We start from the raw sequence: 26,071 nt of genomic DNA, 5'->3' as shown, positions 1-26,071 counted from the left end.
GAAAAAATAAGTTAAAAATTATGTGAGCATCACATTTTAATAAAAAACTTAATTTTTTATTGTTTATTAAAGTAAATTTAGTCTATCTTACAGAGTTTGACGAATAAAACCATTCTCTTTTTTTAGTCTCAGTCTGGCTTGCTCTGCATTTAAACCTGAAAGAATCATCAAAATAGCAGTTTTACAATGCTTATTACTTTCGGTTAATGCGGTAATGGCTTTTTCTCGACTGCAATCTGTAGCCTGCATAACAATGGATATTTGCCGTTCAACAAGTTTGGCGTTGGTAGCTTCTACGTCAACCATCAAATTACTATAAACTTTGCCGATTTTTATCATGCTGGCAGTAGTTAACATGTTGAGAACTAATTTTTGTGCTGTACCTGCTTTCATTCTGGAGGAGCCAGTAATTACTTCTGCACCAACAATTGGTGTAATAGCAATATTGGCTAAATTAATCATTGGTGCTAATGGGTTACAGCATAAGCTGATCACTGTTGATCCAATTGATTTAGCATATTGCATAGCACCTATTACATAAGGTGTGCGCCCACTAGCTGCAATGCCAACTAAAACGTCATTTGAGTTAAAATTAATGTTTTTTAAGTCAGTAATTGCCAGTTCTGGGTTATCTTCGGCGTTTTCAATTGCCTTAAAAATAGCTGTTTTGCCTCCAGCAATTAAGCCAATAACTTGTTCTGGTGATGTGCCGTAAGTTGGTGGACATTCACTTGCATCTAAAATACCTAGTCGGCCTGAAGTGCCAGCCCCTATATAGATTAGTCTACCTTGATTTGACAATGTCAAACTAATTGCATCAACGGCTTTTGCGATATTGGGTAATTCTTTTTCAATAGCCAATGCGACTTTTTTATCTTCATTATTGATAATTTGTAGCATTTCTAATGTTGAACAGTTATCTATTTTTTCGCTATTAGGATTACGACTTTCTGTTAGCATCGCTGATAGATTAATGTGATTCATTATTTTTTAACCCTAACCATAATAAAAATATAACTAAAGCAAATAAGCTCCCAAAACCAACACCGATAACAGTAACCGATAAATTTAAAGCAACGGCTAACGTATAAAGCCCTAACATTATCATCATCGCTGAGTATTCACTTAGGTTTTGTACCGAAATAACACTGCCAGCACCGACCAAATCTTTCCCCATTTTTTGAATAAAAGCATTTAATGGTACCAAAAAGAAGCCACCTAATGCTCCGATAACAATGAGTAAAATATAAGACGAAATTATGTTGCTTTGCAAAGTGAAGGCAATTACCGCTATACCCATCATTATACCAGCAGGAACGCAGCGTAAAGTTTTGTTAATAGAAATAAATGTACTAGCTAGACCTGCGCCAATAACAATACCGATAGCAACTATTGCATTAAGGTTTGTTGGTGTTGCGTTATCATGAATATTTAAGATAGCTGGAACCCAACTGATTAAAAGAAAACGTAAAGTAATACCTGCTCCCCAAAACAAACTAGTACCTAATAATGTAAATAAGATCTGCTTATTGGTGAAGGTAATTTTGATTGTGTTAGCAAAATCCTTGATCATGCCTATAAATTGCCATGAAATATTTTGTCGTGCAGCAGGTAATTTAGGAATAAAAAAGTTAGCAATAACAGCTAGCCCATACACTAACACGCACACAAGTAAGGAAGCGCTCACATTAAGATCGGCAATATGACCACCAGCTAGCGAACCAAGTAAAATGGCGGCAATGGTTGATGCTTCTATTAACCCATTTGCTTTAACTAAATTATCACCTGTAGTTAGTTCGCCTAAAATTCCATATTTAGCGGGAGAGTAGGCCGCAGCACCTATACCAACTAAAAAGTAACCAACAAAAGGACTTATATTTAAACAAATACAACCTGCACCTAATAATTTGATGCTATTTGAAATCATCATTGCTTTGCCTTTTGACATGCTGTCAGCAAATTGCCCCACAAAAGGTGAAAGTATGATAAACGGTGCGACAAAACTAATTTGTAATACCGATTGGCTCCATGTTGGATAATGTAAATTCTTAATGAAAGCTAAAATAGCAAAAAAGATTGCATTATCAGCAAATGCTGAAAAAAACTGCGCAAGCATGGTTGCAACCATGCCTTTGCTTAATAGAGAATGTTGTTTCATGTGACATCCTTTAGTTTATTCATCAGCCATTTTTCGTAAAGTAATAAAATCAATTTTCCCCGTACCTAGTAGCGGTAACTCTTTTACTATACGAATATCACGAGGAATAGATAGTGCTGGAATGCCCAATTCTTGAGATGCCTGATTAAGTTGCTCTCGATTTAATTTTGTTGAGGTAGTAAATAAGACAATTGCTTCCCCTTTAGCTGCATCGGCTTTGACTGTTGCACCGTGCATTGCATCAGAGTCAACTTTTTTTGCTAAGGATTCAACACTTTCCAATGAAACCATTTCACCAGCAATTTTTGCAAATCGTTTCAAGCGTCCTTTAATTGTCACAAACCCATCACTATCAATAGCAACGATATCACCGGTATCATACCAACCTTTTTCGGCTTGTCCATTTTCATCAGCTGCTACTGGTTCTTCAAGTTTGCCGGGATTTTCCACCCGTAAATAGCCTTTCATTACATTAGGCCCTTTGACTTGCAATTGACCTCCATCGCTAATGCCTGGAATGTGAATTAATCTTGATACCATGCCTGGAAGTAATCGCCCTACAGTCCCAGCTTTAAATGCCATAGGAACATTAAGGGCTACAACAGGTGCACACTCGGTAACGCCATAGCCTTCTAAAATACGAATGCCATATTTATCTTTCCATTGTTCTCGTACTGCATCTGATAATTTTTCGGCACCTGCAACAACATAGCGTAAACGCATAAAATCATATGGGTGCGCATAACGGGCATAGTTTGCCAAGAAAGTTGGCGTACCAAATAAAACCGTACAATTTTGGTCATAAATAATTTCAGGGACCATACGGTAATGTAATGGATTTGGATATAAAAATGTACGGCTACCTGAAAATAGCGGTAAAAATAATCCAGCTGTAATACCAAAAGCATGGAATAATGGTAGAGCCGACATGAAGCGATCTGCAGGGGTTGGATCTATAACCGTTCGAATTTGTTCAACATTAGCAAGTAGGCTTCCATGACTATGAGCAACACCTTTAGGGTTCCCCTCTGAACCAGAGGTAAACAGTACTAGTGCTTCGTCATCGCTTGATTGTTGGTATTTAATTAAGCGTGGAATATATTGATGCACTGCAACATAAAGCTTATCTTTTAAAGTTAAGTTTTTACGCAAATCTTCAAGAAAACACCATTTAACGTCTTTGATTTCTTCAAGTAGATAATCAAGTTTACCTTTTCTAATAAATTTGCGTGAAGTAATAATCGTTTTGATTTCAGCAGCAGTAATGGCACAGTTTAAGCCTTTTGTTCCCGCAGTATAGTTAAGCATTGCTGGAATTCGATTTTTTACTGACAAACCAAAAATAGTTGCAACAGTAATGGTTGCGTTGGGTAATAAAACACCAACTCGCTCTTTATTTTTAGTAATTTTGGCAATAATACAACTAACACCTATAATTTGTTTTAATAAACTGCGATAAGATGCTTCGTGAGTTGTCGGGTCTTGTACCATTCTTGATTTCACGCCATAGCGAACTTGTGCTTCTAATAATGCTTCAAACAGCGTTAATTTTGGACGACTTGCCATGCGTGCGTTCATCATAATTTGATGAAGTTTTTCACCTGCAATATAACGCCTTTCACTAGCTTTAGGCGCATCGGGCATTGGAATAGATGTAGGGTTAAGTACATGAATGGTTATTTTAGGAAATAAACGACGTTTAAATAAACCTTTTAAACGACTAGTTAAAGTAAATTCAGCGCCTTCGATCCACACTGGTACAATGGTAGCTTGAGAGCGAGCAGCAACAAAAGCAGCACCATCATAAATTTTCATTAATGAGCCAGTTATAGTAATTCTTCCTTCGGGAAAGATCACTATAGGACGACCTTTTTCGATTTCTCGAACTAATCGCTTAATTGCCATTGGACTGACTGGGTCCATTGGCACAAAATCAACATAACGCTTTGCTAAGCGAACTAACCAATGATTAATATAACCCGAATAAATAGCAAAGACTGGTCTTACGGGTAAAAATACGCCGATTAGAATACCATCAAGAAAAGATACATGATTAGGGGTAATGAGAAGTCTATCTTGTTTTAAGTTTTCAAAATTACCATGAATTCTTACATGAAATAGGATCTTTAAGAAAAATTTTAATATTTTAAATAGCATCTGATTTCTCAAATATCGTGCAATATTACACGCTGTAATAATAGTGAAAATATAGAAGATATACAAGAACTGCGATTTTTGTTATATAAAACAGTTTTTTATGGTTTAATTAACAATAAATCTTGATCTAAAAAATAGATAATAGATACTAAAGTTCAAAAAATATAGAAAATCAATTAAGGAGTAAAAATGCTTATTTTAACGGCCAATGATATTGAAAGATTTTATACAATGAAAGATGCGATAGCTGCAGATAAACAAGCTTTGAAAATCTATAGCCAAGGAAACAGTGATGTGCCGTTACGAATAAATTTTGATATGCAAAAGGGACAATCCTTGTTTATGCCCGCACATATTAAAGGTAGCGATATTGTGGGTATAAAAATTGTTTCGGTATTTCCTGACAATCCTAAATTGGGTAAACCATCAGTACCAGCTCAAGTTTTAATGTTAGATCCGCAAACAGGTGAAGTCTGTGCTATGTTAGATGGCACTTTTGTCACTCAGCTTCGTACAGGAGCCGTTCAAGGTGCAGCAACCGATTTGCTGGCGCGTAAAAATGCTAGTCGAGCAGTGTTGATAGGTACTGGTGGGCAAGCTGTATCTCAATTAGAGGCAATGTTAACTGTTCGTTCACTTACTGATGTCGCTATTTTTGATATTGATACACAAAAAGCGGAACAATTTACAGAAGAGATGAAATATCGTTTTGCTCATTTTTCTACTAACCTTTATTTTTCAAAAAATTTGGATGATGACATTAGTCAAGCTGATATTATTACTTCGGTTACAACCTCAAAAGTTGTGACATTTAATGGCGAAAAAGTAAAACCTGGCACGCACGTTAATGGAGTGGGTGCTTATACGCCAGAAATGCATGAAATTCCTGAATGTGTAGTTGAAAAGGCTAATATTCGGGTAGTTGATACTAAAGAAGGCGTATTTGCTGAAGCAGGTGATATTATTGATCCAATTAAACAAAAATTGGTATCAGAAGATGATTTTTTAGAGTTAGGAGATTTAGTGATAGATCCAACCCAATGCCGTCTAAATGATCAGCAAGTCACGCTGTTTAAAACTGTTGGTACAGCTGTATTAGACGTGTATATTGGCTACGATATTTATCTTAAAGCAAAAGAAAAAGGAATTGGTACGTTTTTATAATACTTAGATATCAAGTTAGTATAATTTTGTGTCAAAAAGTTTCAGGTAACTAGGTGTTTGAGTATAAAAATTAGCTTTTTAGTTCTTCTTTTTGTGAACGCCTAAGTAATGCCACTGCGGCTTGTTTTGGATCTTTATTTTCATAAATAACTTGATAAATTTGTTCAGTGATAGGCATATCTACATGATATTTTTGAGCTAATAACCAGACTTCTTTTGTATTGTTGCGACCTTCAACAACTTGGCCAATAGCATCTTGAGCTTCTTGAATGGATTTATTTTGGCCAAGTAACATTCCAAAACGACGATTACGGGATTGATCATCGGTACAGGTTAAAACCAAATCACCTAATCCAGCCATTCCCATAAAGGTTGCTGGATCTGCCCCTAATACTGCACCTAAACGCATCATTTCAGCAAGTCCACGTGTAATTAATGCTGTTCTGGCATTGGCTCCAAAGCCAAGACCATCAGATAATCCAGCACCAATAGCGATAACATTTTTGATTGCACCACCAAGTTGCACTCCAATAAAATCTTTGCTGCTATAGACTCGGAAGCTTTTGCTACAATGAAACAAAGTTTGCAGTTGATTTAAAAAATGCTCATTAGTTGATGCTACAGTTACTGCTGTTGGTAATCCAGATGCGACTTCTTTAGCAAAAGTAGGACCAGAAATGACCGCTAATGGAATCTTATTGCCCAAAATCTCCTCTGCAACATCTTGTAATAATCGGCCAGTATTAACTTCAAGTCCTTTTGTAGCCCAGACAATTTTTGTATCTTGGCGTAAAAAAGGTTTGATTTGAGTCAAAATACTTGCAAAAGCATGACTTGGCACCACAATAAGTAAAATTGGCGCAGCTAAAACTGCCGTTTTTAAATCAGTTTCAATTTGTAACAGATTTGGGAAAGGAATATTCGGTAGAAACTGTTTGTTTTGCCTATCATGCTGCAAAATGGTCATTTTATCAGGATTGTGCCCCCATAATAAAGTTGAGTGACCATTTCTTGCCAGCAAAATAGCTAAAGAGGTCCCATAAGATCCAGCGCCAATTACTGTTACTGCAGCATCTTTTTTCATAATAATCTAATAAATTTATTATCAGTTAATTGTAATACAATGACTATTGTAGTGTTTCTTTTGATTCAGCTTCAGCTTGTTGTTGCTGAATATAGTTCATAAATAGTGCTTCAAAATTTACTGGTTCTAAATTCACTTGTGGGAATGTACCTTTATTCACTAAACTTGAAATTACTTCACGAGCATAGGGGAACAAAATATTTGGACAATAAGCACCAACACAATGTTGAATTTGGCCTTCGTCAAATCCGACAAGTGAGAAAATACCCGCTTGAGTAACTTCACAGATATACACAACTTCGTTTTGTTGTTTTACTGTTACAGTCACACGAAGTGCAACTTCATATACATTTTCACTTAAAACTTGCGAAGATGAATTTAATTCAAGATTCAGTTCTGGTTGCCATTGTTTAGTAAAAATTTCTGGAACATTATTAGTTTCAAATGAAACATCTTTAGTATAAATACGTTGAATAGCAAACTGTGTTTCTGGTTGTTGTGTATTGTTTTGTTCTGTCATGATAAAACCTTATTTTTTATAATATTATTTTCTAACTAATGGTAAATTCTCGCCGTTCCATCCAGCAATACCATCTTTTAATACAAAGACATTTGAAAAACCTTGTTTGACAAGTATTTCACCTATACCTGTTGATGATAAACCATTCTCATCAATTAAAATAATGATATTTTCTTTAAACTTTTCAATTGTTTTTGCACTTGCATTTTTAATGTCGATAGGCAAAATGTTATGAGAATCTGTTATATGCCCTTTTTTGAAGCTATCAGCAGAGCGAATATCAATAATAACTGCATCTTGTTTATTTACCATATGGATTGCCTGAGCATTATTGATAACTTTAACTTTAGATAGTTTTCCTTTAATGGTTAGTACAATGATTGCAATAAACAGCACAATCCAACCTAGGGACAGTAAAAAATGATTTTTTACAAAAGGTAGAATTTCGAGTGTTATAAAGTCCATATTTGTATGATTACCTAGTCATTTCAATATAAGGTGAGATTATAACGATATTATGCACTGAAATACAGCACCAATAAGAAAATCTTGCTATTTTATAAAAAATATTTATTTAATTTTAAGGGATAGGTTAATGAGATTGAAACAATTTATCTTTTGGGTTTGTGTTGTATTTTCCATTATTTCTCCGGCGTTTGCTGATGATTCTTCTGAATTTAATAAATTTAATTCTCAAACTATTGAAGACGAACCTTTATTAGCTAATTATTATTTAGAAAATGGTGATTATCATCAAGCTTATGCTGAACATATTTTAATAAACAAATTTCTGAGTTAAAGAGAACAAAACTTCGTAACGTAAAAATCAAACATTCAGAATATTTCCCGCATTATGACTATGATCCCGATTTAATTTGTCGTGATTTTTTGCGTGAATTTGATGCAGATGCGCCCGATTTCTTTAAATATAATGATTGTATACAAAATGATAAAGAACAATGAAAACCTCTTAAAGTTATTTATAAAATTGAGGGTAAATATGCAAAACAAGCACATCAGTATTTAGCTAACACCATGGGAATAGGTGAACTTAAATTAATTTGCTGTTATTGGGGTACGGATGTTTATCCTTCTACATCTTTTGTAAATCCTAAAGATAATATGCTGTATCACGTGGTGTTTAGTTCAGAAGAAACGATTGAGCATGACTGGAATAAAATAACTTTTCATTTGAGCATTGAAGCACTGCGAGAAGATATATAGAGCATAAAAATTGGGTTTAATTTTTTATATGACTATTTTGGTGCATTATTCTGGTGCTTATTGCATTATTTTAGTGCAACTGTAATATTTATGTTACTATAGCTACTTATAAAGCCACCAAAAATAGAGTTAAAAAATTGGCATTATATTTGCATACGTTATAGCAATTTGGTAAGAATACCTTAAAAACTGAATAATTATTATTTGTCCTCAATGGAGAAGATACATGTCTATACTAAAAGTTTTAACACAAATTAAAGAAAATGATGTTAAGTTTGTTGATTTACGTTTTACCGATACAAAAGGTAAGGAGCAACACGTTACAATTCCTGTTAGTCAAATTGATGATAGCTTTTTTGAAGATGGTAAGATGTTTGACGGTTCATCAATTGCAGGTTGGAAAGGTATTAATGAATCAGATATGGTGCTAATGCCAGATACATCAAGTGCTGTTATCGATCCTTTTTTTGAAGATGTGACATTAAATCTCCGTTGTGATGTTTTAGAGCCTGCAACATTACAAGGATATGATCGTGACCCACGTTCAATTGCTAAACGTGCCGAAGAATTTTTAAAATCATCAGGTATTGCTGATACTGTTATTTTCGGCCCTGAACCAGAATTTTTCTTATTTGATGATGTTCGTTTCGGTTCGCCAATGTCAGGTAGCTTTGTACATATTGATGATATTGAAGCGGCCTGGAACTCAGGTACTAAATATGAAGAAGGCAATAAAGGCCATCGTCCAGGTGTAAAAGGTGGTTATTTCCCACTTCCTCCGGTTGATTCATCACAAGATATCCGTTCTGAAATGTGCTCAATTATGGAGCAACTTGGCTTAGTGATTGAGGCGCATCATCATGAAGTTGCAACAGCAGGTCAAAATGAAATTGCCTGTCGTTTTAATACGTTAACTAAAAAAGCTGATGAAGTACAAATTTATAAATATGTTGTACAAAATGTGGCACATGCATATGGTAAAACTGCGACCTTTATGCCTAAACCAATATTTGGTGATAATGGTTCTGGTATGCACTGTCACCAATCATTGGCAAAAGATGGTGTAAATTTATTTGCTGGTGATAAATATGCGGGTCTTTCTGAAATGGCATTATTCTATATTGGCGGTATTATTAAACATGCGAAAGCAATTAATGCTTTTACGAACCCTGCAACTAACTCTTATAAACGTCTAGTTCCGGGATATGAAGCACCAGTTATGCTTGCTTACTCGGCTCGTAACCGTTCTGCATCAATCCGTATTCCAGTTGTGACTAGCCCTAAAGCTCGCCGTATTGAAGTTCGTTTCCCAGATCCAGCAGGTAATCCATACTTATCTTTTGCCGCACAGTTAATGGCTGGTTTGGATGGTATTATCAATAAAATTCACCCTGGTGATGCAATGGATAAAAACTTATATGACTTACCACCAGAAGAGTCTAAATTAATTCCTCAGGTTGCGGGTTCACTTGAAGAAGCACTTAATGCATTAGATGCAGATCGTGAATTCTTAACACGTGGTAACGTATTTACTAACGATGCTATTGATGCATACATTGATTTAAAACGTCAAGATGTTGATCGTGTCCGTATGACACCTCACCCAGTTGAGTTTGAAATGTACTATAGTCTATAAGCTATATAGTAATTTAACCTATCAAACCACCGTTAATTTGCGGTGGTTTCTAATCAGGACGGAAAACCAACGATGACATTTGATAATGAATCTGATGCTAATCTTGTTCTCGATTCTATGATTACAAGTATTTTATTACTTGATACTAAGCTTAATATTCTGTATGCCAATATTGCTGCACAGCAATTATTAGCACAAAGTTCAAAAAAATTATTAGAAAGTTATCTTCCTGATTTGCTGGGATACTTTTCTTTGGATATAAATTTAATGCTCAGTACATTAGAGCAAAATCAGGGTTTTACAGATAATGAAGTCAATTTAGTTATTAATAATGAATTACATATTTTAACGTTGACAGCTCAACTATTAGGTAATGGACAGATTTTAATTGAAATGACGCCATTAAATAGCCATAAACGCCTTAGCCAAGAACAATTGCAACAAGCGCAACAGAGTGCAGCTCGTGAATTAGTTCGTGGACTAGCTCATGAAATTAAAAATCCTCTCGGAGGGCTTCGAGGCGCCGCTCAATTATTATCACGTGAACTACCTAAAAATGAATTGCAAGATTACACAAAAATTATTATTGAACAAGCAGATAGGTTAAGAAATCTGGTAGATAGGTTATTAGGCCCACAGCAGAGATTACAACAAAAAGAACAAAGTATTCATCAAGCAATAGAACGTATCTATGCTTTGCTGTGTTTGGAAAAACCAATCAATATTAAAATTCTGCGTGATTATGATCCAAGCTTACCTGATTTTATTCATGACTCCGAACAAATAGAGCAGGTAATTTTAAATATTGTTCGCAATGCTTTACAGGCTATCGGATCCAATACTGGCACAATTATTATCAGGACAAGAACTGCTTTTCAGATTACTTTACATGGACAGCGCTACCGTTTGTGCGCTCGTATTGATATTGAAGATACTGGACCAGGTGTGCCTGTTCATATACAAGATACTTTGTTTTATCCTATGGTGAGCGGGCATGAAGGAGGTACAGGTATTGGACTTTCGATTGCAAATAATATTGTTGATCAACATCATGGTAAAATTGAATTTAATAGTTGGCCTGGGCATACTCAATTTTCTGTCTATTTGCCAATTAGGCAGTGAGGTAAATGAAAATGAATGTTTGGATTGTTGATGATGATAGCTCTATTCGATGGGTATTAGAAAAAGCATTAACTAATGCTCATTTTAACTGTGTTAGCTTTGAGAGTGGTCAACAAGTTATTGATGCATTAGATACATATGTACAAAAACCAGCTGTACTAATTTCTGATATTAAAATGCCAGGACTTGATGGTTTGACATTGCTTCATCATATTAAAGAGCAAATGCCGAATTTGCCAGTTATTATTATGACTGCTCATTCCGATCTAGATGCAGCAGTAAATGCCTATCAAAAAGGTGCTTATGATTATATTCCTAAACCTTTTGATGTGGATGAAGTTATTCAATTGGTTGAACGTGCGATTTCACAAACCCAAAGTAATAAAACCAATAATAATACAACAAGTAAAGCCTCGACAGGTATTATTGGTGAAGCACCTTCAATGCAGGAAGTTTTTCGTATTATTGGTAGGCTTTCCAAATCATCAATTAGTGTATTAATTAATGGTGAATCAGGAACGGGGAAAGAATTAGTTGCAAAAGCATTACATATCCATAGCCCACGCTCACAATCCCCTTTTATTGCGCTAAATATGGCAGCCATACCTAAAGATCTTATTGAGTCAGAACTTTTTGGACATGAAAAAGGGGCGTTTACTGGAGCGGCTCAAATTAGGCACGGGAGGTTTGAACAAGCGAATGGTGGAACATTATTTCTAGATGAAATTGGTGATATGCCACTTGATGTTCAAACTAGATTATTAAGGGTGCTTGCTGATGGGCAATTTTATCGTATTGGCGGTTATTCACCTGTCAAAGTAGATGTCCGTATTATTGCAGCTACTCATCAAGATTTACAAGCTAGGGTTCGTGAGGGTAAATTTAGAGAAGATCTTTTTCATCGTCTAAATGTAATTCGTATCTTATTACCACCGCTACGCGATCGAATTGAAGATATACCAAAACTATCAGAACATTTTTTACATACAACCGCCAAAGAATTGGGGGTAGAAAGTAAAGTATTCAGTTCGGAAGCTTTAAATGTTTTATGTCGCTTTAATTGGCCAGGTAATGTTCGTCAACTTGAAAATATTTGTCGCTGGGTTACGGTGATGTCTTCAAATAAAGAGGTTTTAGTTCAGGACTTGCCTCCAGAATTGTTGCAATTATCGACAGTTAAAACAGTGGTTACAAATGAAAATACCACATTGCCTACAAGCCACTTTTCTCAACAAGAAGTTGATTGGAAAGTATTGCTGGAACAATGGGCAAAACAAGCTCTAATAGATGGTAAAACAGGAATTTTGACTGAAGCAATAAATGATGTTGAACGAATCTTACTAAGAAGTGCACTTAATTTTACTCGAGGTCACAAACAAGATGCTTCTCATCTGTTAGGCTGGGGGCGAAATACATTAACTAGAAAACTTAAAGATTTATCGCTTGATCCCACTAAACACCCTTAATCACCAATATTAATTATGCTATCGAACAAATCGATAGCTTTTTAATCCATTCATTTGAGTGCTATTTAATCTATCTTTTATCACATATTAAATTTTTAAATAGTTAAAGTGCATTGAATAGAGCAAATTTTTTGGTTACAATCTTAATGTAAATGATAATTATTATAATTATCGTTTTTTGTTTTTTATTTGGTTGATAATTAGGAGTTACAATGTATTCATATATCAAAGTGAAATTTTTAGTTTTGCTTGCTGTTTTGCTTGTTTTGGTTGGATGTGACAATAAAAAAGAACAGCAAACCTCTGCAAATACGCTTACCATTGAACATGCTCAAGGTAAAACCGATGTGCCTGAAAATCCTAAAAAAGTTGTTGTTTTTAATACTGCAACACTTGATATCATGGACGCATTAAATATTCCTGTGACAGCAGTGCCTCAATCAGATGTACATTATCCAACTTTCTTATCTAAATATGGACGCAAAGACTACACTAATGTGGGCACTTTATTTGAACCAAATTATGAAGTTTTAAGTTCAATTCAACCAGATGTTATTGTTGCTGGAGGTCGCGCTACTGATGCTTATAAAAAATTGAATGATATTGCTCCGACGATTTCTTTAGATATTGACCCAAATAATTTTTTAAGTAGTTTAACTCAAAGAACAGAACAATTAGGCTCAATCTTCAATAAACAAAATGAAGCTAAGAAACTTATTGCCGATTTTAATCAAAAAATCGAACAATTGAAAACCAAGACAACTACTGCTGGCACAGCACTAGTGATTATGATTAATGGCGGTAAAATGTCGGCTTATGGCTCAAAATCTCGTTTTGGTTTTGTGTTTGATGTGCTCGGTTTTCAGCCAGCAACTACTTTCCAAGAAGCTGGTCGTCATGGTAATGCTGTTACCTCTGAATTTATTTTGAGTGTTAATCCGCAGTGGATATTTGTGTTAGATAGAGATAATGCAATTGGTAATAAAGAAGCTCAGTCTGCACAACAAGTACTTGACAACGAATTGATCCGAAAAACTGCTGCATGGCAACAAAACCATATTGTTTATTTAGATTCTTCTTCCATGTATATTGCTGGCGGTATTCAAACCTATAGCCGTTTGATGGATCAAATAGGTGTCGCTTTGCAAAGTGAACCAGCGCATTAATGTAAAGCATGATTAAATCATTTTATTTTATTGCAGGTATGTTCATTTTATTGATCATGACTGCAATAAGTTTATTTATTGGTGCAGGGCATGTGACACTATTTGATTTATGGTCAGATAGCAATATGCGTGAGATTTTTTTTGTAAGCCGTATTCCTCGAACTGTTGCCTTATTGTTAGCAGGTAGCGCCATGAGTGTTGCAGGTTTGATTATGCAATTATTAACACAAAATCGATTTGTTGAACCTTCTTTAGTTGGCACTACTCAATCGGCTAGTCTTGGCTTATTAGTTATGATGGTTTTAGCTCCTGGCGCTAGTGTCATGACTAAAATGGTTGTTGCTAGCCTATTTGCTATGATTGGCACAATGATATTTATGGCGATTTCTCGAAAGATTATTTTAAAGTCAGCAATAATGGTACCTCTTATTGGCATTATGTTAGGTGCAGTTATTAGCGCTATTACTACATTTTTTGCCATGTATTTTGATTTATTACAATCACTTGGTGGTTGGGAATCAGGTGATTTTTCAGCTATTTTAAAAGGTCGTTACGAATTATTATGGTTGGTGGGTGGTTTGACATTACTTGCTTGTTGGTGTGCGGATCAGTTTACTGTAGTTGGCTTGGGGCGTGATTTTTCTATTAATGTAGGGCTTAACTATGGTCGTGTTATGTTAACAGGACTTATTGTTATTGCATTAATTGGTGGTATTGTCGTTGTAGTTGTTGGAGTTTTACCATTTTTAGGATTGATTGTACCAAATATTGTTAGTTTATTATTTGGGGACAATGTTCGTAAAACCATTCCATGGATCTGTTTGTTTGGTAGTGGATTAGTTTTAATTTGCGATATTATTGGGCGTGTAATTCGCTATCCTTTTGAGATCCCCGTGAGTGTTATTCTTGGCGTAGTTGGCGCTATTATTTTTTTAATATTGTTGAGTCGAAAACGTCATGTTAGTTAATCAAAAACGCCATATTTTGTGTCAAAAAAGAGTTCTTTTATTGTTAATTATTGCTTTAATATGCATAACATGTTTTATGACCTTCAACCTTAAAGGTAATATTAGCTATATTTTGAAGCATCGAACGTGGGTAATGCTAACTATGATTTTAGTCGCTTTTTCGGCTGCGACATCAACACTGCTTTTTCAAACAGTTACCAACAATCGAATATTAACACCTTCTATTATGGGATTCGAATCACTATTTGTACTTATTCAAACTGTTGTAATCTTTTGTATTGATTCACAAGGTATTCCTTATATTGGTATTATTGGTAAATTTGTATTCGAATCACTTTTATTAATTTTATTCTCTTTATTTTTATATCGAGGTTTGTTTACTAGATTCAAGAAAAATTTACATTTGGTATTATTAATAGGAATTATTTTAGGCACATTATTCCGTAGTTTTTCTAATCTATTGCAACGCTTAATGACCCCGTCTGAATTTGCTGTGCTTCAAAGTCGTATTTTTGCTACATTTACGCGAGCAGAGCCTGTATTGATTATCTTTTCGTTAGTAATAGTAGCTATTGTTGGTCTATTTTTATGGCAAATGCGATTTAAATTTGATGTACTTGCGTTGGGTCGGGATAATGCAATCAATTTGGGTATCGATTATCAAAAAAGTGTCACTATTATATTATTGCTAGTTTCAGTTTTAGTGTCAGTGTCAACGGCATTAGTCGGTCCATTCACTTTTTTAGGGCTTTTAATTACTAATTTAGCTTATAGTATTAGTGGATCAAGCCAACATCGTTTTTTGCTACCTACTGCTTTTTTGTTAGGTGTTATTTTTCTGGTCGGTGGACAAATGTTCTTAGAGCGAGTATTAAATATGGTTGGTGCATTATCCATTGTCATTGAATTCATTGGTGGTTCTTTGTTTATCTTCTTATTATTAAAAAAGGTTCCAAAGTGATAAAAATTGATAATGTTAGTAAAAACTATCAAACAGTATCTGTATTAAAAAATGTCAACGCGACGATTTCACAAGGTGGAATTACTGCTATTATTGGTCCAAATGGGGCGGGAAAATCGACGCTATTATCAATTATAAGTCGTCTTCTATTAGCTGATGAAGGACAAGTTAAAATTCAAAATATGGATGTTGTTAATACGCCAAGTGATAAACTTGCCACTTATTTATCAGTATTGAGACAAGAAAACCGTTTTACCAGTAGATTGTCTGTTTTTGAACTAGTTGGATTTGGGCGTTATCCTTATACCAAAGGGCGTTTAAATGCTGATGATTATAACCATATTTATCGAGCGCTCGATTTTTTAGATCTTACTGAATATAAAGACCGCTTTTTAGATGAATTATCTGGTGGTCAACGGCAACGAGCTTATGTTGCTATGGTGTTATGTCAAGATACTGAATATGTATTACTTGATGAACCACTCAATAATCTTGATATGAAACATGCTGTTGCCATGATGAAACAATTGCGTCGCGCAGCCGATGAGCTGGGTAAAACCATTGTGATTGTTATTCATGATATCAACTTTGCATCCGTATATTCAGATTACATCTTAGCGATGAAAAATGGTGAATTAATATACCAAGGCAATTCACAACAGATTATGAAAGCCAATATTTTAGAAGATATATTTGATACACCGGTCAAAATTGAAAATATTCACAATCAAAATATTGCTATTTACTATTAACAAATACAATGGAAATTAATTAATCTTAATAGTAAAAAGTTACAATTGTTTAATTAAGTAAATAAAAATTATTGTTTACTATTTATTTCTAACCATGTTAAATAATTGGCAATATTTTTGTTGAGATAATTATAATGAAATTACAGGAAATAGCACTTTTAGCTGGTGTATCAAGGACGACGGCCAGTTATGTGATCAATGGAAAAGCCAAAAAGTACCGCGTTAGTGATAAAACAGTCGAAAAAGTTATGTTGGTGGTGAAAAAACATAATTACCAACCCAATGCGGTAGCAGCGGGGCTTAGAGCAGGTAAAACCCGGACTATAGGCATTATTATTCCTGATTTAGAAAACAACAGTTACACTCGCATAGCTAATTATTTAGAACAATTGGTAAGAAAGGAAGGATATCAATTACTAATTGCATGTTCCGAAGATAATCCACAAGTCGAAAGAGAGTGTGTCAAACACCTTCAGCAGCGTCGCGTAGATGCCTTAATTGTTTCTTCTTCGTTTGTTTCTGCTCAAGATTATTTTTTTTATGATGAATGGCAAAACGAAAAGATTCCATTATTTGCACTTGATCGAATATTATCCATCTCTAAATTTAGAAATATTGTAGGTGCAGATAAACAAGATTCTAAATCACTTGCTCAAGCATTTAATAACTTTGTACAAGATTCAGTGGTTTATATAGGAGCCTTACCAAACTTATCTGTTAGTCAACTTCGTTTAGATGGTTTTAAAGATATCAAACTTGACAATTGTAATAAAGTTGATTTTTTATATGCAAATAACTATAGTCGACGAGATGCTGATTTAGCCTTTAGTCAATGGCTAGAAAGTCATGAATTGCCTAATGGCATATTTACTACCTCTTTTTCTTTATTACAGGGGAGCATTGATGCAATTTTAAGAAAATTTGGGCACTTACCCGAGAGTTTAACTATTGCTACCTTTGGAGATAATGAATTGTTAGATTTTTTACCATGTAAAGTTATATCACTTTCACAAGATCATAAAGAAGTTGCCGATGTAACAATAAAACTGTTTTTAAACTATCTACATAACAATAATTACCAATCGGGCACAACAATAATTCCAAGACGATTGATCTATCGAGGTAGCTTAAGCCGTTAAGGTATTAATAGGCATAAAAAATATGTTAATTTTAAAACAGTTCAAATTAAAAAATAAGATCCAGATCACAAATTACTTATTAATAGACATAATTTATTTGATAATTAATGTTTATTTATTCATTATTGCTGAAACGATTCAATTGATTAAAGGATTTGTATTTTCTAAGTCATTTTAGTCGACCCAACATTATTAACCCAGAGGTATTTATTATATGTTTCATTTAGTTAAAGAAAATATTCATTTAAATGAACAAGCTACCAATAAAACTGAAGCGATAAAAAAAATTGCTACGGCATTAACCAATGCAGGATTTGTTGAAGATGGTTATGTCGATGGAATGCTAGAACGAGAAGCACAAGCAGCCACATATCTGGGTATAGGCCTTGCTATTCCCCATGGAACTACTAAAACTCGCCATTTAGTCAAAAAAACAGGGGTACAAGTATTTTGTTTTCCTAATGGTGTTCAATGGGGGGATGATGGTGAAAAGGCCTATCTTGCAATTGGTATTGCAGCAAGCTCTGATGAGCATTTAGAATTACTCCGTCAACTAACTCACGTACTTGGAGCTGAAGGGGTAGAGGAGCGAATTAAAAAAATTCAGTCAGCCGACGAAGCAATTGCTATTTTAACTGGTAAAACAAGTTCTGAAGATAGCCAATTTTCTATAAATGAATCTGCATTATTATTGGATATTCCTGCTGATAGTTTAGCAACTTTACAAGCATTAAATGCATCACGTCTAAAACAGCAAAATGCTGTAAATTCAAGTTTTATTGCCGATGTGTTGGACAATAAACCTACATATTTAGGTGATGGAGTTTGGTTAAATGATAGCAAACAAGGTAATTTAAAAAATGCTATGGCGATTAGTCGCACCATCAGTAATATTAATGAAGATGGTAAGCCTGTTAAGTTACTCATCACCATATCAGCAGTTGATGATTCTATTTCTGATATTGTAAATAATATTGCAACTTTAGTTTTTAACCAAAAATTACAATTACTATTATCAGCAAATACAGGTGATCTTATCAGCCTTCTTTTATCTGGTTCTGCGACAATAGAATCTAATAAATCAGAAATCCAATCGACATCTTCAAATGAGTCGACTGTGGCTGAATCGAATAATGAATCATTAAGTCGTGAATTTATTATTCCAAACGAAAATGGCTTACATACACGCCCATCATCAGTACTAGTAAAATTAGTTAAAGAGTTTAATTGTAAGGTTACTGTCGCTAATTTAGATGGTAAAGGTGAGCCAGTAAGTGCAACGAGTTTAATGAAAATTGTTGCGCTAGGCGCTAAAAAAGGTAGTCGATTACGATTTACTGCAGTAGGTGAAGATGCTACTCAGGCGCTTGATGCTATTGGTAAAGCAATTGGGGATGGTTTAGGTGAGGGGACTGAATAATGACTTATCGTGTCGCAACAATAACTTTAAACCCAGCTTATGATCTTTTGGGGTTTTGTCCCAAAGTTGAGCTTGGTGATGTTAATTTAGTCCAAACCAATGCATTACTTGCTGCTGGCAAAGGTATCAACGTTGCTAAAGTTTTGTCGGATTTAGATGTTCAATTAACTATTGGCGGTTTTTTAGGTAAAGAAAATCGTGATGGTTTTAACTTATTATTCAAATCATTAAATGTGATTGATAAATTTGAAACAATTGAAGGTCGTACTCGCATTAATGTTAAATTAACCGAGGAAAATAGTGAAGTGACTGACCTTAATTTTTCTGGCTTCACGATTAGCGAGCAAGATTGGCAATGTTTTGTTACAAATTCTCTTGAATGGTTAAAAGATATTGACATGGTGGCTATCAGCGGTAGTTTACCTGCTGGAGTCTCACTTGATAAATTTACTAAGTGGATGGAACAAGTTAAAGCGATTTGTCCAAAGATCGTATTTGATAGTAGCCGAGATGCATTAGTTGCAGGATTAAAAGCAAAACCATGGTTAATTAAACCCAATGACAAAGAGCTAGAAATGTGGGTAGGTCGCAAATTACCAACATTAGAAGATGTTAAAGCAGCTGCTATGGAGTTAGTTAACGACGGCATTGAAAATGTAGTGATCTCGTTAGGAAGTAAAGGCGCTTTGTGGGTAACTAAAAATGAAGCATGGCTTGCAAAACCACCAAAATGTCATGTAGTTAGTACTGTTGGTGCCGGTGATTCAATGGTCGCCGGGTTGATGTATGGCTTAATGACTAATCGTTCAATTAAAGATACTTTAGTCTTTGCATCAAGTGTTGCAGCTTTATCAGTTGGGCAAGCTGGTGTTGGTATATCTGATTGCCAAGCTGTAAATAATATGCTAGAAAAAATTGAAATAATTTCTGAATAGGAGTATTCATGAATATATATATTATTGAAGGTAGTAATACAGGCCCAGTAAATGGACGTTTGGCTAAAGCGGAATTAGCTTTAGCCGCAAACGAATTAAATCTAAATCTGGTTGATAATGTAACATCAGCTGATGTTATAGTTGCTGTAGGCTCTGGAACTATCAGTGATAAAGCAGTTGTTGGTAAAAAGGTTTATGCCGTTGATGATTTAAATCAAATTTTTGCTAACCCAAAACAGATTTTAACAGATGCGCAAAGTAAAGCGAGTGTTTATCAACAAACAGCCGAAGCTATGTCTTCACCAAGCAATAATACCAGTGTAAAACGTATTGTTGCGGTAACCGCATGTCCAACAGGTGTTGCTCACACCTTTATGGCAGCAGAAGCGATTGAAGAGGAAGCCAAAAAACGTGGATGGTGGTGTAAGGTTGAAACACGTGGCTCAGTTGGTGTCGGTAATGAATTAACACCAGAAGAAGTGGCTTCAGCCGATGTTGTAATTGCGGCTTGTGATATTGATGTTGATTTGAGTAAATTTGCAGGTAAAAAACTTTATCGCACCAAAACAGGTCCAGCTCTGAAAAAAACAGCACAAGAATTTGATAAAGCATTTGAAGAGGCAACCGTATATCAACCGTCATCAAATACTTCAACCGCTAAATCAAGCAACGAGAAAAAAGGTATTTATCAGCACCTTCTAACAGGTGTATCTTATATGTTACCAATGGTGGTTGCAGGTGGTTTGATTATTGCGCTTTCATTCGCTTTTGGTTCATTTGAAATGGTTGATGGAGTACAAAAATTAATTGGAGAATCGCATTTAGCCGAAATCGGTGGTCTTGCTTTCTCACTTATGGTGCCACTGCTTTCAGGTTATATTGCTTATTCCATTGCTGACAGACCCGGTCTTGCACCAGGACTTGTTGGCGGTTTACTAGCAGTTTCGACGGGCGCTGGCTTTTTAGGTGGAATTATTATTGGTTATTTTGCAGGTTATCTAGCACTATTAATCACTAAATATTTACCATTACCAAAAAGTCTAGAGGCATTGAAACCAATATTAATCGTACCACTATTTGCAACGCTTATTACCGGTCTTGTGATGCAATTTATTGTTGGTACGCCTATTGCGTGGTTAATGAACGTTGTAACAGTATGGTTAAATTCAATGGGTACAGCCAATGCCGTTATATTGGGCGCTATATTAGGTGGCATGATGTGTACTGATATGGGTGGACCAATAAATAAGGTTGCCTATGCATTTGGTACAGGTTTAATTTCAGCGCAAGTTTATGCTCCAATGGCAGCGGTTATGGCTGGGGGCATGGTTCCACCTTTAGCAATGGGAATTGCGACATTGATTGCGCGCAAAAAATTTGCTAAAACTGAACAAGAAAGTGGTAAGGCTTCATTGGTATTAGGCTTATGCTTTATTTCAGAAGGAGCAATTCCATTTGCTGCGCGCGATCCATTACGTGTTATCCCATGTTGTATTGTTGGTGGTGCTATTACTGGTGGTATGGCGTTAGCCTTCGGTTCAACATTAATGACGCCGCATGGTGGTTTATTTGCTTTAGCAATTCCAGGCGTTGTTAAACCAGTAGTTGGCTACTTATTGTCTATTGTTGTTGGTGCCGTTATTGCTGGTGTAGCATATGCATTTATTAAACAACCAGAGTCAGAAGCTGTAACTGCTGCGTAATTTTAAACATATAAATAAAAGCGCCATCAGTGATGGCGTTTTTATATAATATGACATTTAAGCTATTTTTTTACCCAGCGCTGTAAATCTTTAGGGATAAAATGATCCATTTGTTGTAGTATAGTTCGATGATCTTCCGAAACAATTAATGTTTTATAAAAACTATCTCGAACAAAACCTTCATTAACTGCATGTTGCAAAAAATTAAGCATTGGTTGCCAAAATTCTAACACATTAAATAATGCAACGGGCTTTTCATGATAACCTATTTGCATTGCTGTCCAAACTTCAAAAACTTCCTCTAGCGTACCTGTTCCGCCGGGCATTGCAACAAAACCATCAGCAAGCTCAGACAGTCTTGCTTTACGTTGATGCATATTATCCACCACCTCTAAGCGCGTAATACCGTGGTGTGCAGTTTCGGCTTTGACTAAACGTTCAGGAATAATACCAATCACCTCACCGCCGTGCGCAAGTACTGTATTAGCAATAATCCCCATTAAACCTTTATTACCACCACCATAAATTAGCCGTCGATTTTGTTCTGCTAAAGTTTTGCCTAATTGTTCTGCTTGTGTACGATATTCTAATTGGCTTCCTTCGTTTGCTCCGCAAAAAATACAAATATTTTTTTTCATAAATGCTATTTTACCTGTTAATAATATATTTAATTATCTTAGCATATCTACAGATTAATTTGATTACAAGCTGAGCAGTTAATTCTATTTGCTGTTTTAGAGATTGACATTAGCGTTATATATAGTTAATATTCATCCCGTTAAGTGTTCCTCCATAGTTCAGTCGGTAGAACGGCGGACTGTTAATCCGTATGTCACAGGTTCAAGTCCTGTTGGAGGAGCCAATTTCTGAATTTATAAAACCTGCTTATGGCAGGTTTTTTTATATGCAACCCCTTCTGATTATTCGTTTTGTTATTACAGCAAATAGACCTAAATCCGAGTTTATTGGGTATGTATTTAGCCATTGCTAAATGGATTATTAGTTAAAATAAGATCAAAGCTTTGTGATAGTAAATTTTTGCTTTAGCATTGTGTTATTCTCGGCGCGGGGAAACAGCGTACAGCTGTTTTATGAACTAAATATAATAGCTCTAAAATCATACAAGAAACTAATTTAAGTTAAATAAAATAAACTAAACTAAACTAAACTAAACTAAACTTGCGAACAAGCTAAATTGTAATAACTAAGTTATATTTGTTTATCTAAGTTTTTAAGCATTTCGATGATCGGTCGATTGGCGTCAGGGAATTCGTCGGCATTCAGATCTTCTTGGTCAATCCAACGACTTGGTTGGCCTTCTTTAGCAAAAGGGACTCCATCCCATTCTTCAACTAAATACGCATGAATTGTGATATCGCGATCATCATAACTGTGTTTAAAGATATCTAAAAATTGAGCTTGGTGGATATGGATGTCAACTTCTTCAGCAATTTCTCGTTGTAAGGTTTGATATGGCGTTTCTCCGATCTCGATTTTTCCACCAGGAAATTCCCAAAAACCAGCAAGATGAGAGTCTTCACCGCGTTGGGTGATAAATATTTGACAATTTTGTGAACGAATAATACCTACAGCAATTTCAATATGTTTGTTCATAATTCTATTTGCCTATGAGTAAAATTAGGGAAAGTTGTAACTTTCCCTTTCAACCTATTGTCGATCCTAATCGACGATTTAATTATCAACTTTATTTGATGATACTAAATTTTTTCTTTACTGAACAGCACCATGGCAATGTTTATATTTTTTACCTGAACCACAAGGGCATGGATCATTACGACCAACTTTGGCTTGAGTTCGTACTATTGGTTGCGAAGAAGTGCCTGCTGATAGTTCTTCATTTTCGCCATTTATACTCGCTACCGAATCATGGTTAGCTTGTTGTTTAGCCATTAGTTTTTCCATTTCTGCTAGGCGTTGGCGTTCAGCTTCGTCAACTTCTTCTTGTGAGCGAATTTGTACGCGACTCAAAATACCAATAACATCATATTTTAATGATTCTAGCATGTTAGCAAACATATTAAACGATTCTCGTTTATATTCCTGTTTTGGATCTTTTTGTGCATAGCCGCGCAAATGAATACCTTGGCGTAAATAATCCATAGCTGCTAAATGTTCTTTCCAAAGCGTATCAAGTGTTTGTAACATAACACTTTTCTCGAAATGTCTAAATGCTTCAGCTCCAGCCATATTTTCTTTTTCTAAATATTTGTCTTGAGCAATTTGTAAGATTCGTTCACGCAATGTTTCTTCGTGCAGATTTTGCTCTTCATCTAGCCATTTTGCGACCGGTAAATCCAAATCAAAGTCTGTTTTTAGTGCAGTTTCAAGACCTGGTATATTCCACATATCTTCAATTGATTGTGGTGGAATGTATTGGTCAATTAGAGTGTTAAATACATCACCTCGAATTGAATCAATGGTATCTTTTATATCGGTATTATCAAGTAAGCCGTTTCGTTCTCGGTAAATTACTTTACGTTGATCGTTGGCGACATCATCATATTCAAGAAGTTGTTTACGAATATCAAAGTTGCGACTTTCAACTTTCTTTTGAGCATTGGCAATGGCTTTTGTGACCCATGGGTGTTCAATAGCTTCACCTTCTTTCATACCCAATTTACGCATCATATTACCCATACGATCAGAGGCGAAAATTCTCATCAATGGATCTTCCAGTGATAGATAAAAGCGTGAAGCGCCAGGGTCACCTTGACGTCCTGCACGACCTCGTAGTTGGTTGTCGATACGGCGTGACTCGTGACGTTCAGTACCTAAAATATAAAGTCCACCTAACTCAATCACTTCTTCGTGTTTTGTTTGCCAAGCTTGTTTCGCTTTTTCGATGTCTTCTTGTGTTGGATTTTCAATTTTTGCTATATCATTTTGCCAGTTACCACCGAGCATAATATCAGTACCACGACCAGCCATGTTGGTTGCAATAGTAACTGCACCTTTACTCCCTGCATTAGCAATGATTTCTGCTTCTTGAGCATGGAATTTAGCATTTAGGACATTATGTTTGATACCTGCTTTTTTAAATGCTTGTGAAACTAATTCTGATTTTTCGATTGATGCTGTTCCGACTAAAACAGGTTGACCGCGTTTTACACATTCTTGTACATCAGATACAATCGCATTTATCTTTTCCTTTTCGGTCATATAGACAAGGTCGGATTGATCTTTTCGTTGCATTGGGCGATTAGTTGGAATAACAATCGTATCTAAACCATAAATTTGATTAAACTCAAATGCTTCAGTGTCAGCAGTACCTGTCATGCCCGCTAGTTTTTCATATAAACGGAAATAGTTTTGGAAAGTAATTGAAGCCAGTGTTTGGTTCTCATTTTGGATTTTAACGTGCTCTTTTGCTTCAACAGCTTGATGTAAACCATCAGACCAACGTCGACCATCCATTGTTCTTCCAGTATGTTCGTCAACGATGATAATTTCGTTATCTCTGACAATATAATCAACGTCGCGATGGAATAGGTGGTGAGCGCGTAGGGCTGCATTAACGTGATGCATCAATACGATATTGCTTGGCGCATAAAGTGACTCATCACCTTTCATGATACCTTGTTTTATCAGTAATTCTTCAACTTTAACTAAGCCTCGTTCTGTTAAGTTAACTTGGCGTGATTTTTCATCAATTGAGAAGTCACCATCACCTTGGAACTGGTCAGAGTCTTCTTTTTCTTGACGGGTCAAGTAAGGAATGATTTTATCAACGCTAATATATCTGTCGGAACTATCTTCCGCTTGACCTGAAATAATCAGAGGTGTTCTTGCTTCATCAATTAAAATTGAGTCAACTTCATCGACTAAGGCGTAATGTAATGGACGTTGTACACGAGCATCTTTGGTAAATACCATATTATCGCGTAGGTAGTCGAAACCATATTCATTATTGGTACCATAGGTGATATCTGCGTTGTAAGCCTCACGTTTTATGTGTGTGGGCATATTTGGCAGGTTAATCCCTACAGTTAAGCCCAAAAATTCGAATAAAGGACGATTATTTTCAGCGTCTCGCTGCGCTAAGTAATCATTAACTGTAACAACGTGTACACCTTTACCTGTTAGTGCATTTAAGTAGGCAGGTAATGTCGCTGTTAAAGTTTTTCCTTCACCCGTACGCATTTCAGCAATGCAACGTTCATTTAATACCATACCACCGATTAACTGCACATCAAAATGACGCATGCCAAATACACGTTTACTCGCTTCACGTACCACTGCGAAAGCTTCTTCCAAAATATCATCTAATTGAGTTCCAGAGGCAATCCTGTCTTTAAATTCTGTAGTTTTTGCTTTTAGTTCATCATCAGTTAATGCTTCCATGTCTGGTTCAAGTGCATTAATTTTTTCAACTCGTTTACGCATACTTTTTAATACGCGCTCATTGCGGCTACCAAATACTTTTGTCAATAATTTTAATAACATAACTTTTCTCTTGTTTTTTAATACGGATTTTA

22 protein-coding genes, 1 tRNA gene and 1 pseudogene are annotated in these 26,071 nt (G+C 35.4%); 15 read left to right on the top strand and 9 right to left on the bottom strand.

Translation table 11 applies throughout. The annotated features are described in order from the left end of the window. Window positions 1-87: 87 nt before the first annotated feature. From murQ to aas, 3 genes are read right to left on the bottom strand one after another with little or no spacing between them, the layout of a single operon-like run. On the bottom strand, window positions 88-984 hold the full coding sequence (murQ, locus tag J6569_RS01400) for an N-acetylmuramic acid 6-phosphate etherase (protein ID WP_296317267.1): 897 nt from the start codon (window positions 982-984) through the stop codon (window positions 88-90). Beyond that, the gene (gene lplT / locus J6569_RS01395) at window positions 971-2,158 is read right to left on the bottom strand and encodes a lysophospholipid transporter LplT (protein WP_296317266.1); all 1,188 of its coding nucleotides are present in this window, start codon (window positions 2,156-2,158) and stop codon (window positions 971-973) included. The genes murQ and lplT overlap by 14 nt, the downstream gene beginning before the upstream one ends. A gap of 15 nt (window positions 2,159-2,173) precedes the next feature. Continuing rightward, window positions 2,174-4,315, bottom strand: coding sequence for a bifunctional acyl-ACP--phospholipid O-acyltransferase/long-chain-fatty-acid--ACP ligase (aas, locus tag J6569_RS01390; protein WP_174798697.1), 2,142 nt, complete (start codon window positions 4,313-4,315; stop codon window positions 2,174-2,176). 189 nt (window positions 4,316-4,504) lie between these two features. Here aas and J6569_RS01385 point away from each other — a divergent pair, with 189 nt between their 5' ends. After that, entirely contained in the window at window positions 4,505-5,479 is a 975-nt protein-coding gene (locus J6569_RS01385; protein ID WP_065589389.1) for an ornithine cyclodeaminase family protein, read from the top strand. Between the two features lie 70 nt (window positions 5,480-5,549). On the opposite strand, the gene gpsA is transcribed toward J6569_RS01385, so the two are convergent. From gpsA to J6569_RS01370, 3 genes are read right to left on the bottom strand one after another with little or no spacing between them, the layout of a single operon-like run. Beyond that, on the bottom strand, window positions 5,550-6,563 hold the full coding sequence (gpsA, locus tag J6569_RS01380) for an NAD(P)H-dependent glycerol-3-phosphate dehydrogenase (RefSeq protein WP_174798696.1): 1,014 nt from the start codon (window positions 6,561-6,563) through the stop codon (window positions 5,550-5,552). A 43-nt stretch (window positions 6,564-6,606) separates the two neighbouring features. Then, the gene (secB, locus tag J6569_RS01375; RefSeq protein ID WP_065561473.1) at window positions 6,607-7,083 is read right to left on the bottom strand and encodes a protein-export chaperone SecB; all 477 of its coding nucleotides are present in this window, start codon (window positions 7,081-7,083) and stop codon (window positions 6,607-6,609) included. A 24-nt stretch (window positions 7,084-7,107) separates the two neighbouring features. Next, a complete protein-coding gene (locus tag J6569_RS01370) occupies window positions 7,108-7,548 on the bottom strand; it encodes a rhodanese-like domain-containing protein (protein ID WP_065589391.1) in 441 nt (146 codons plus the stop codon). 130 nt (window positions 7,549-7,678) lie between these two features. Here J6569_RS01370 and J6569_RS01365 point away from each other — a divergent pair, with 130 nt between their 5' ends. The 13 genes and pseudogenes from J6569_RS01365 to fruA all read left to right on the top strand — a co-directional run bounded on the left by J6569_RS01365 (window position 7,679) and on the right by fruA (window position 21,575). Beyond that, a complete protein-coding gene (locus tag J6569_RS01365; protein ID WP_174798695.1) occupies window positions 7,679-7,882 on the top strand; it encodes a hypothetical protein in 204 nt (67 codons plus the stop codon). Between the two features lie 176 nt (window positions 7,883-8,058). Continuing rightward, a pseudogene (locus J6569_RS11205) lies at window positions 8,059-8,307 on the top strand (hypothetical protein); the annotation flags it as partial. 226 nt (window positions 8,308-8,533) lie between these two features. Further along, window positions 8,534-9,943, top strand: a complete 1,410-nt coding sequence (glnA, locus tag J6569_RS01360) for a glutamate--ammonia ligase (RefSeq protein WP_296301829.1) — start codon at window positions 8,534-8,536, stop codon at window positions 9,941-9,943. Between the two features lie 72 nt (window positions 9,944-10,015). Then, on the top strand, window positions 10,016-11,065 hold the full coding sequence (glnL, locus tag J6569_RS01355; protein WP_085164323.1) for a nitrogen regulation protein NR(II): 1,050 nt from the start codon (window positions 10,016-10,018) through the stop codon (window positions 11,063-11,065). A gap of 5 nt (window positions 11,066-11,070) precedes the next feature. Beyond that, window positions 11,071-12,531 (top strand): nitrogen regulation protein NR(I), encoded by a 1,461-nt coding sequence (glnG, locus tag J6569_RS01350; RefSeq protein ID WP_296301828.1) that lies wholly within the window; start codon window positions 11,071-11,073, stop codon window positions 12,529-12,531. Between the two features lie 224 nt (window positions 12,532-12,755). Beyond that, window positions 12,756-13,697 (top strand): siderophore ABC transporter substrate-binding protein, encoded by a 942-nt coding sequence (locus J6569_RS01345; protein ID WP_366941222.1) that lies wholly within the window; start codon window positions 12,756-12,758, stop codon window positions 13,695-13,697. 11 nt (window positions 13,698-13,708) lie between these two features. Continuing rightward, complete coding sequence (locus tag J6569_RS01340) at window positions 13,709-14,665, top strand: iron chelate uptake ABC transporter family permease subunit (RefSeq protein ID WP_065589458.1); 957 nt, start codon at window positions 13,709-13,711, stop codon at window positions 14,663-14,665. Continuing rightward, the gene (locus tag J6569_RS01335; protein ID WP_366941221.1) at window positions 14,655-15,626 is read left to right on the top strand and encodes an iron chelate uptake ABC transporter family permease subunit; all 972 of its coding nucleotides are present in this window, start codon (window positions 14,655-14,657) and stop codon (window positions 15,624-15,626) included. The genes J6569_RS01340 and J6569_RS01335 overlap by 11 nt, the downstream gene beginning before the upstream one ends. Then, the gene (locus tag J6569_RS01330; RefSeq protein ID WP_065589397.1) at window positions 15,623-16,378 is read left to right on the top strand and encodes an ATP-binding cassette domain-containing protein; all 756 of its coding nucleotides are present in this window, start codon (window positions 15,623-15,625) and stop codon (window positions 16,376-16,378) included. Before J6569_RS01335 ends, J6569_RS01330 begins: the two co-directional genes overlap by 4 nt. Window positions 16,379-16,512: 134 nt before the next feature. Beyond that, window positions 16,513-17,517: a catabolite repressor/activator gene (gene cra / locus J6569_RS01325; protein WP_296317260.1), complete on the top strand. Its 1,005-nt coding sequence runs from the start codon at window positions 16,513-16,515 to the stop codon at window positions 17,515-17,517. 214 nt (window positions 17,518-17,731) lie between these two features. Then, complete coding sequence (gene fruB / locus J6569_RS01320; protein ID WP_085164314.1) at window positions 17,732-18,937, top strand: fused PTS fructose transporter subunit IIA/HPr protein; 1,206 nt, start codon at window positions 17,732-17,734, stop codon at window positions 18,935-18,937. After that, the gene (gene fruK, locus J6569_RS01315) at window positions 18,937-19,872 is read left to right on the top strand and encodes a 1-phosphofructokinase (protein ID WP_296300479.1); all 936 of its coding nucleotides are present in this window, start codon (window positions 18,937-18,939) and stop codon (window positions 19,870-19,872) included. The genes fruB and fruK overlap by 1 nt, the downstream gene beginning before the upstream one ends. Window positions 19,873-19,880: 8 nt before the next feature. Further along, on the top strand, window positions 19,881-21,575 hold the full coding sequence (gene fruA / locus J6569_RS01310; RefSeq protein ID WP_296317258.1) for a PTS fructose transporter subunit IIBC: 1,695 nt from the start codon (window positions 19,881-19,883) through the stop codon (window positions 21,573-21,575). Window positions 21,576-21,637: 62 nt separating this feature from the next. Here fruA and J6569_RS01305 read toward each other — a convergent pair whose 3' ends face one another. Next, entirely contained in the window at window positions 21,638-22,213 is a 576-nt protein-coding gene (locus tag J6569_RS01305; protein ID WP_174798686.1) for a TIGR00730 family Rossman fold protein, read from the bottom strand. Window positions 22,214-22,361: 148 nt separating this feature from the next. On the opposite strand from J6569_RS01305, the gene J6569_RS01300 reads away from it, so the two are divergent. Beyond that, window positions 22,362-22,437, top strand: a tRNA-Asn gene (locus J6569_RS01300). Between the two features lie 347 nt (window positions 22,438-22,784). Here J6569_RS01300 and mutT read toward each other — a convergent pair. Together mutT and secA are read right to left on the bottom strand one after the other, a co-directional pair. Beyond that, the gene (gene mutT / locus J6569_RS01295; RefSeq protein WP_296301816.1) at window positions 22,785-23,189 is read right to left on the bottom strand and encodes an 8-oxo-dGTP diphosphatase MutT; all 405 of its coding nucleotides are present in this window, start codon (window positions 23,187-23,189) and stop codon (window positions 22,785-22,787) included. A 117-nt stretch (window positions 23,190-23,306) separates the two neighbouring features. Next, window positions 23,307-26,039: a preprotein translocase subunit SecA gene (gene secA / locus J6569_RS01290; RefSeq protein ID WP_085164304.1), complete on the bottom strand. Its 2,733-nt coding sequence runs from the start codon at window positions 26,037-26,039 to the stop codon at window positions 23,307-23,309. Between the last annotated feature and the right edge of the window lie 32 nt (window positions 26,040-26,071).

It is taken from the genome of Gilliamella sp., assembly GCF_024104075.1.
Classification (GTDB): domain Bacteria; phylum Pseudomonadota; class Gammaproteobacteria; order Enterobacterales; family Orbaceae; genus Gilliamella; species Gilliamella bombi.
This window is presented reverse-complemented; position numbering and strand designations above follow the sequence as displayed.

Coding starts and splice junctions, on each gene's coding strand:
- murQ (WP_296317267.1), bottom strand. CDS start 984: ATGAATCACATTAATCTATCAGCGATGCTAACAGAAAGTCGTAATCCT.
- lplT (WP_296317266.1), bottom strand. CDS start 2,158: ATGAAACAACATTCTCTATTAAGCAAAGGCATGGTTGCAACCATGCTT.
- aas (WP_174798697.1), bottom strand. CDS start 4,315: ATGCTATTTAAAATATTAAAATTTTTCTTAAAGATCCTATTTCATGTA.
- J6569_RS01385 (WP_065589389.1), top strand. CDS start 4,505: ATGCTTATTTTAACGGCCAATGATATTGAAAGATTTTATACAATGAAA.
- gpsA (WP_174798696.1), bottom strand. CDS start 6,563: ATGAAAAAAGATGCTGCAGTAACAGTAATTGGCGCTGGATCTTATGGG.
- secB (WP_065561473.1), bottom strand. CDS start 7,083: ATGACAGAACAAAACAATACACAACAACCAGAAACACAGTTTGCTATT.
- J6569_RS01370 (WP_065589391.1), bottom strand. CDS start 7,548: ATGGACTTTATAACACTCGAAATTCTACCTTTTGTAAAAAATCATTTT.
- J6569_RS01365 (WP_174798695.1), top strand. CDS start 7,679: ATGAGATTGAAACAATTTATCTTTTGGGTTTGTGTTGTATTTTCCATT.
- glnA (WP_296301829.1), top strand. CDS start 8,534: ATGTCTATACTAAAAGTTTTAACACAAATTAAAGAAAATGATGTTAAG.
- glnL (WP_085164323.1), top strand. CDS start 10,016: ATGACATTTGATAATGAATCTGATGCTAATCTTGTTCTCGATTCTATG.
- glnG (WP_296301828.1), top strand. CDS start 11,071: ATGAAAATGAATGTTTGGATTGTTGATGATGATAGCTCTATTCGATGG.
- J6569_RS01335 (WP_366941221.1), top strand. CDS start 14,655: ATGTTAGTTAATCAAAAACGCCATATTTTGTGTCAAAAAAGAGTTCTT.
- cra (WP_296317260.1), top strand. CDS start 16,513: ATGAAATTACAGGAAATAGCACTTTTAGCTGGTGTATCAAGGACGACG.
- fruB (WP_085164314.1), top strand. CDS start 17,732: ATGTTTCATTTAGTTAAAGAAAATATTCATTTAAATGAACAAGCTACC.
- fruK (WP_296300479.1), top strand. CDS start 18,937: ATGACTTATCGTGTCGCAACAATAACTTTAAACCCAGCTTATGATCTT.
- fruA (WP_296317258.1), top strand. CDS start 19,881: ATGAATATATATATTATTGAAGGTAGTAATACAGGCCCAGTAAATGGA.
- J6569_RS01305 (WP_174798686.1), bottom strand. CDS start 22,213: ATGAAAAAAAATATTTGTATTTTTTGCGGAGCAAACGAAGGAAGCCAA.
- mutT (WP_296301816.1), bottom strand. CDS start 23,189: ATGAACAAACATATTGAAATTGCTGTAGGTATTATTCGTTCACAAAAT.
- secA (WP_085164304.1), bottom strand. CDS start 26,039: ATGTTATTAAAATTATTGACAAAAGTATTTGGTAGCCGCAATGAGCGC.